Source organism: Avibacterium endocarditidis (assembly GCF_965138825.1).
Taxonomy (GTDB): domain Bacteria; phylum Pseudomonadota; class Gammaproteobacteria; order Enterobacterales; family Pasteurellaceae; genus Avibacterium; species Avibacterium endocarditidis.
Genome location: NZ_CBCSDH010000037.1, coordinates 1 through 843 on the forward strand (window position 1 = coordinate 1; position 843 = coordinate 843).

The window sequence follows — 843 nt, forward strand, 5'->3', positions numbered from 1 at the left end:
TCCCATTGCGAACCATCGCGGACAATCGCATTTAAAATGGTTAGAAGCTTACGCATACAGGCGTTAATCGCCACTTTGAACGCCTTACCATTCGCGCGTAAGCGTTCGTAAAATTGTTTGAGCTTAGGCTCAAAACGCACGCAAACAAATGTAGCCATATACAGCGCATTTCGCACGGCTTTGCGACCACCTGAACAGCGGCTTTTCCATTTGGTGTTACCGCTTTCTTTCGGATGTGGCGCCACACCAACAAGCGAAGCAATTTGTTTATGTGTGTATTGACCTAACTCAGGCAACATTGACATCAAAACGGCTATCGTTTGTGTACCCAACCCTTTGATGTCTTTAGACTTTTTTATTGTATCGTCAAAATGTTTGAGATGCTGTTCGATTTCACTATCCAGCTCATCAATACGCAGACAGAGATAGTCGATATGCTGCTCAACACTGAGTCGTTGTGTGGAATGGACTTGTTCAAGGCGGTTTTTCTCCGCGGAACGCATTTCAACAAGCTGATTACAGCGTGAAACAAGGGTTTCAAGCTGTTCCTGCTCGGGCGTTGGTGGTGTGTAAAGCTGTTGCGCTACATTATCACGCATTGCCAGCATCTGGGCGTAAAAAGCCAACATTTTGGCATCTTTATTATCGGTTTTTGCTAGTGACTGTGACATCGCAAACTGATTGGTTTGTCGCGGGTTGGCAATCACCACTCGAAAGCCTGCGCGGTGGAGTGCTTTAGCTAATGGAAGTTCAAGCCCACCGGTGCTTTCAAGGACAATTAAGTCCACACTGAAACTACGTAAATACTCAATGGTATGCGCAATCCCTTTCAGATTGTTGGTT

1 protein-coding gene is annotated in these 843 nt (G+C 45.7%); it reads right to left on the bottom strand.

Features of this window, described 5'->3' with window-relative positions:
* On the bottom strand, positions 1-843 hold an 843-nt coding region (locus ACNAV8_RS11560), incomplete at both ends, for an IS110 family transposase (protein WP_415777749.1).